3 protein-coding genes are annotated in these 6,173 nt (G+C 78.2%); 1 reads left to right on the top strand and 2 read right to left on the bottom strand.

What is annotated here, in order from left to right; translation table 11 throughout:
• On the bottom strand, positions 1-197 hold a 197-nt coding region (locus tag ACYVO2_RS34665), incomplete at its 3' end, for a hypothetical protein (RefSeq protein WP_461012080.1).
• Positions 198-1,191: 994 nt separating this feature from the next.
• Positions 1,192-2,886, bottom strand: a complete 1,695-nt coding sequence (locus ACYVO2_RS34660) for a tetratricopeptide repeat protein (RefSeq protein ID WP_461012079.1) — start codon at positions 2,884-2,886, stop codon at positions 1,192-1,194.
• A gap of 317 nt (positions 2,887-3,203) precedes the next feature.
• On the opposite strand from ACYVO2_RS34660, the gene ACYVO2_RS34655 reads away from it, so the two are divergent.
• Complete coding sequence (locus tag ACYVO2_RS34655) at positions 3,204-6,083, top strand: helix-turn-helix transcriptional regulator (protein ID WP_461012078.1); 2,880 nt, start codon at positions 3,204-3,206, stop codon at positions 6,081-6,083.
• The last annotated feature ends 90 nt before the right edge of the window (positions 6,084-6,173 follow it).

Genomic DNA, 6,173 nt, shown 5'->3' with positions numbered 1-6,173 from the left:
AACGTCGACAGGTCATTGCCGAACGACGCCGTCTCCGAGGTGAACCGGTCACCCGTCAACTGCATCCCATCACCGGAGTCACCGGCGAAGCGGATGATCACTCTGTCGAGGCGCTGCACAGGCTTGGCCTGTGAGACTGAGCTGGTCACGTACCCGACCCTCCCTGAGGCCCATGTGTCGTGATTGGCACGGGGCATCGGGCGGTCGGGCGGTTGATCCGCCCGCCGCGCACACGTGCCACCGGCCGCCTGGCCGGATCGACTTCGTTCCGGTGGTGGTTGCCCGGACGACCGAGCCGTCGGCAGCTTCGGCACGTGCGCTAGAGACCCGGTCAAGAAGTGATGCAGGCCGTGAACGCACAGGTCAGCAGGGAAACGCTGGAGCGCTGACGGACGCGCCGCGGAGGGGGCGGCGCCGGCACACGGAGTGTGGTGCCGCCGATGGCGGGATGCGGACGGGTACCGCGGCCGCCTGCCCCGGCCGCCTCGGTGGACCCGGGCGCCCCCGGTGGCGCGCCCTCAGGCCGACCACCCCGCGGCCCGCCTCTCCGGCCCGGCGGCGGGGGCGGCGAGGGCGCGGTGGGGGCGCGGCGGGGCGCATTCGGGGCGGCTGTCCGGGCGCTGGACGAGCTGCGCGGGGGAGCGACGGCCGGGGCGGCCCCGATCAGCGTGCCGGGTCTCGACGGACCGCCGCCCCGGCCACTCCCCGTCGGCGCGGAGACCTGCGGAACTGCGGTCTCCCGCCTCGCGGCTTTCCGGCCATCTCAGCCTTCTGACTTACCGACCTCTCGGCCTTCTGGCCTACCGGCGTTCTGGCCCACCGGTCTCCCGGTTTCTGGGTCTCCCGATTTCTTGGCCTCCTGGCCTCCTGGCCTCGTGGCCTGATGGCCTGATGGCCTTCCGGCCTCTCGCCTACTGGCCTTCTGACCTACCGGTCTCAAGGGGTCTTGACCTTCCGGCTTCCCGGCCTTCCGGCTCCCGGCTCCTCGGTCTCCCGCCGGCCTTCCGGTCTCCCGGTCTCCCGGCCTTCCGGTCTCCCGGTCTCCCGGTCTCCCGGCCTTCCGGTCTCCCGGCCTTCCAGCCTTCCGGCCTTCCGGCCTCCCGGCCTCTCGGCTCCCCGGCTCCTCGGCCTCTCGGCCTCCCGTCCGTCCGCCGGAGCCGCCGGGGCCGGGGCGGGTTCACGGCGGCGTGCTCAGAGTGTTTCCGCCGGGAGGGCCCCCTGGCCGAGGGAGCGGAGGCACGCCGCGATGCGCAGTCGGGTGCTGGGGTCGCGGCTGGTGCGGAGCGCCGTGCGCAGGTCGGCGAGCGCCTCCTCCCGGCGGCCCGCCCGAAGGCAGGCCATCGCGCGGTCGTACCGCACCTCCGGGTCGTCGGCGAGCGCCAGCGCCCGGTCCAGGTCGGCCACGGCGGCGGTGACCTCGCCCAAGCGGCGGGCGACCCGGCCGCGTGCCGCCCACCCGGGGGCGAAGTCGGGGTGCTGGGTGACCAGTTCGGTGAGCTGGGCGAAGGACGCCCGCGGATACCCCGGCGCCAGCAGCTTCCCGCGCAGGCACAGCAGGCCCGGGTCGCCCGGGGCCGCCTCGAGGCCCGCCCGGACCGCCCGCCAGGCCCCCTTGACGTCCGCCGACTCGTAGCGCAGCCGCGCCCGCCGCGCGTGGGCCTCCGCGCGCGCCGGGTCGAGCGCCGCCGCATCGTCGAAGTCCTCCAGCGCCCCCGTCTCGTCACCCAGGGCGAGCCGCGCCTCCCCGCGCCCGAACACCGCCCCGGCGTGCGCGGGCGCGATCCGCAGCGCGCGCTCATAGGCGGGCACGGCTTCGGCGTGCCGCCCCGCCCCGCGCAGCACATCGCCCCGCGCCACATGGTGCCCGGCCCGCCCCGGCTCGGCGGCGACCGCCTCCTCCGCGGCGGCCAGGGCCTCCTCGTGCCGCCCCAGCGCCGCCAGCGCCCGCGCCCCCGACACGGCGAACGCGGCCCGGCGCGCCGGGTCCCGGTCCCCGGCGACGGCCGCCCGGCCGCGCGCGGCGAACTCGACCGCGGCGTGGTGGAACCCGCGCTCCAGGCACACCCGCAGCGCCCCGTGCAGCGCGTCCGCGCCCGCGCCCGCCGGGTCGCCGCCGCGCTCCCGGTGGAAGGGGACGGCGCCGAGCAGCAGCGAGGGCTCGCCCATCGCCTCGAGCGCCGCGGCGCGCGCGTCGTGGCGGGCGGCGCGCGCGTCCGGGGACAGCCGCTCGTACGCCTCGACGAGCCGGGGATCGTCATCGGTGCAGTGGTCCGCCAGATACCAGCACACCGGGTCGCCGGGCGGCAGCGGCGGCAGCGCGGTGGGCCGTCCGTCCACCGCGTCGGCGCGGCTCGCCAGCGCCGGGGCGAGCGGCTCGGCCAGGGCGCCCGGCGGGTCGGCGAACTCCGCGGACGCGGTGGCCAGGCGCAGCCGCAGCAGCGCCGGGTCGGCGTGCCGCAGCAGCACGGCGAGCAGCTCCCGGTCGGTGGGGTCGGCCTCGTGCACATTGTCGACCAGCAGCCACCGCGGCCCGTCGTCCAGGCGGCGCACCAGCTCGTGCAGGAAGTCCGTGAGCCCGGGCGCGAGCCGGGGGCCGCCCCCCGTCCGGCCCCCGGCCGCTTCCCCCGGGCTCGCGGCGACGCCCACCACACCCGCCAGTTCGGGCGCCGCGGCGGCGATGTGCCCCGCGTGGGCGGCGATCAGATCCGGCCACTGCCGCAGCGCGGGCGGTACCAGCATCCGCAGCAGTGTCCCGCCCGCCGTGTACGGGCCGCGCAGTTGCCGGTGCGCGTCCAGGCTGGCCAGCACCGCGCCCTCGTCCCGCGCCAGCAGTCGCCGCCGGTCGTGGCGGTGGCGGGCGCGGATCCAGCGGTGCGGTGTCTGCACGGGCGGGCCTCCCGGGTCGCCGGGGCGGAGGAGCGGTGCCGGACCTGGGCGTGTCCGGCACCGGTGACCACTGTGCCCACCCCGGGCCGCCGCCGGGATCCGGGAAACCACGGAATCCCCCACTCCCGTACCCCGCGGCGCTGCCCCTGCCGCCCCTCCCGCGCCGCAACCGCCCCGCCGCCCGCCGCGGACGGGGCGGCTCTGGCACGAATTGACCGACTGTGATTCTCTTCGTTCGAAACCGACCACGATCAGTGAGCGACGCACGCGCACATGGCCCATGCCGTACCGCACGCCCGTCCCAAAAGGGGGAGCCCGTGGGCGCCGCATCCGAGGAGCTGCCAGGCCGCCGCACCGAACTCACCGCCCTGCGGCGCCTGACCGCCGCCGGGGGCACCGCCTTCGCCGTGGTCACCGGCGAGCCCGGCATCGGCAAGTCCCGCCTGCTGTCCGCCTGCGCCGCCCTCGCCGAGCGGGCCGGGGCCGCCCCGGTGCTGTGCGGCCGCGCCACCGAGCCCGAGCACAGCGTCCCGTGGGCCCTGGTGCTGGACGCCCTGGCGGACGCCGACGCCCACCCGGAGCTCGCCGCCCACGCCGAAGGGCTGCGCGCCGCCCTCACCGCCGCGGGCGACGGCACCCCCGACGGCGCGCCCGTCCTCGGCACCGAGCGCCACCGCACCCACCGCCGCGTCCGCGCCGCCCTGGAGCGCGCCGCCGCCCACCGCGGCCTGGTGCTGCTGCTGGACGACGTCCACTGGGCCGACACCGCCTCCGTCGAGCTGATCGACTACCTGGTGCGCCACCCGCCCCGCGCGGTCGCCGTCGTCCTCGCCGCCCGCAGCGGCCGCCTGCCCGCCGCGCTGGCCCGCTCCCTGGCCACGTGCACCGCGCCCGTCACCCGCCTGCCGCTGCGCCCCCTGTCCCCGGACGACGCCGACGCCCTGCTGCCCGGCAGGCCGCCCGCCTACCGCCGCCGCCTGTACGAGATCAGCCGCGGCAACCCCCTGTACCTGGAGATCCTCGACCAGCTCCCCGAGCGCACCGTCGGCCGGCTCCAGGCCACCGGGCACACCTTGTCCAGGGACGGCCAGGACACCGGACTCGACACCCTCATCGCCCGCGAGCTGGACTCCCTGCCTCCCGCCGCCCGCGCCACCGCCCAGGCCGCCTCCGTCGCCGACGACCCGCTGGACGCCGCCCTGGTCGCCGCCGTCGCCGAACTCCCCGAGGCCGAGGTGCGCGCCGCCCTGGACGAACTCGTCGTCCGCGACGTGCTGCGCGTCACCGACGGCGACCTCACCTTCCGCCACCCCCTGGTGCGCGCCGCCGCCTACCGCCTGGCCGGACCCGCCTGGCGCGCCGCCGCCCACCGCCGCGCCGCCCGCGAACTCGCCCGCAGGGGCGCCCCGCTGTCCCACCGCGCCGAGCACATGCGGCACGGGGTGCGGCCGGGCGACGCCGAGGGCGCGGAACTGCTCGCCGCCGCGGCCCGCGAGTCCCTGGAGACCGCGCCCGCCACCGCCGTCCGCTGGCTGCGCGCCGCCCTGCACGCCCTGCCGGGCCCCGCCGCCCCGCACGGCGCCGACCACCCCGGGGACCACGGCGCGGAGCACCGCGCCGAACTGCGGATGGCGCTCGCCAAGGCCCTCACCGTCTCGGGCCGCCTGGAGGAGGCCAGGGCGATCCTGCACGAGCTGGTCACCGGCCCCACCCCGCACCGCCACCACGCCCTGGAGTGGCTGGCCTCCGCCGAACGCGCCCTCGGCCGCCTCGCCGAGGCCCGCGCCCTGCTCAGCGGCGAACTCGCCCGCACCACCGACGACAGCACCCAGGCCCGCGCCGCCCTGCTGGTGGAACTCGCCGCCACCGACATGCTGCGCGGCGAGTGGCACTCCGGGGCCGAGCAGGCCACCGCCGCGCTGCGCCTGGCCCGGCGCGCGGGACCCGGCACCCGCGCCGGCATCGCCGTCGTCGCCACCACCCTGCTCGCCCTCGCCGAGCTGTACCGGTGCCGCTTCGACCGCGGCCGCGCCCTGCTGGCGGAGGCCCGCCGCGGCGCCGACGCCCTCACCGACGTGCAACTGCGCGACGACGTCGGCCTGGTGGCGCCCCTGGCCTGGGGCGAGTTCCTGGTGGACGAGCACACCGACGCGCTGCGCCACGTCGAGCGCGGCCTGCGCGTCGCCCGCCGCTACGGGCGCAGCCACGTGGTGCCGCAGTTGTGCGTGGTGCGCTCCGTGGTCCACGCCAGCCTCGGCCAGACCCCGCAGGCCCTGGCCGACGCCGAGGACGGGGAGGAGATCGCCCGCCACTTCGGCAGCGCCGAGCTGCGCACCTTCGTCCTCGCCGTCAAGTCCCGCCCCCTGCTGTGGCAGGAGGGCCCCGGCGCCGCGGTGCCGCTGATGAGCGCCCTGGCCGGCGAGGCCCAGGACGGCCCGGGCCTGCGCTCGGTGTGGTGGCGCAACATCGCCGACCACAGCCTCGCCGAGGTCCACTTCTTCCTCGGCGACCCCCGCGCCTGCCGCGACCTGCTCGCCGGGCGGCTCACCGCCGACCCCGTCGGGCTCGGCCCGCACGCCCCCTCGGTGTACGCGCTGCGCTCCCAGGCCGAGGCCGCCTGCGGCGACGTCGCCGGCGGTTGGCAGTGGTGGGAGCGCGCCGCCGCCGTCGCCGCGAACGGCGCGCCCCGCGCCCAGGCCGGCTCCGTCGCCCGCGCCGAGGCCGCCCTGCACCTCGCCGAAGGGCACCTGACCCGGGCCCGCGAGGCCGCGTTCACCGCACTGGACCACTTCCGCGCCGCCGAGCTCCCCGTCGGCGAGGGCTTCACCAGGACCCTGGCCGCCGGGATCCTCATGCGCGCGGGCGACCCGGCCGCCGCGCGCGAGCAGCTCGGCCTCGCCAAGGACCTGTTCACCGCCTGCGGCTCCCCGTGGCTGACCACCTGGGTCGGCCTGGAGCAGCGCCGCCTGTCCGCCCGACTGCCCCGCACCGGCGGGCAGGACCGGCTCTCGGCCCGGGAGCGGGAGATCGCCGAACTCGTCGCCCAGGGCCTGACCACCCCGCAGATCGCCGCCCGCCTGTTCCTCAGCCCCCGCACCGTGGAGACCCACCTGTCCCGCATCTTCGGCAAGCTCGGCGTGGCGGGCCGCGCCGCCCTGGCCCGCAGGGTCGCCGAGGGCGCCCTCGGCGACGACTGAGCCGCGCCCCGCCCGCGAACGCCGCACCCCGCCCGTGACGGCGAAACCCCACGCACCGCCGTCCCGTCCCCCCACCCACCCGAAGGAGCA

The sequence above is a fragment of the Streptomyces capparidis genome (assembly GCF_054782095.1).
The sequence above is the reverse complement of the archived record's forward strand: the minus strand, read 5'-3'. Positions and strand labels throughout refer to the sequence as shown.